Source organism: Priestia sp. SIMBA_032 (assembly GCF_046535215.1).
GTDB lineage: Bacteria > Bacillota > Bacilli > Bacillales > Bacillaceae_H > Priestia > Priestia aryabhattai.
This window is the reverse complement of record NZ_JAWRXD010000693.1, coordinates 1-271: the sequence shown is the minus strand read 5'-3', so window position 1 is coordinate 271 and position 271 is coordinate 1. Positions and strand designations below refer to the sequence as shown.

Sequence of the window (271 nt, the reverse complement as noted above, 5' to 3'; positions counted from 1 at the left end):
AATATGCACACCTTCTGTATTAGGTAGGAAAAAAGTAGCGTTATCTTTTATAGCTACGTGTTGGATATGAAAAATAGATTCGCTGTTTGTTCTAAAGTGTTGTAATAACTGATTAGCATATTCGCTTGCTTCTACTGGATTACGCAATTCCATCTTTCCATTTGGAAAATAATCGTTTTGAATATCGACGAGTAAAAGAGCTGTTTTCATATATTTATCTGCCTCCGAGTTTCATATTCAAATAAATTTATTCAATTCGTAGAGAGGATTC

Annotated in this window: 1 protein-coding gene; it reads right to left on the bottom strand. The window is 32.5% G+C overall.

The features are described from left to right. The coding region (locus SB717_RS36045; RefSeq protein WP_486360799.1) for a cysteine hydrolase family protein at positions 1 to 210 on the bottom strand (210 nt) is incomplete at its 3' end. Between the last annotated feature and the right edge of the window lie 61 nt (positions 211 to 271).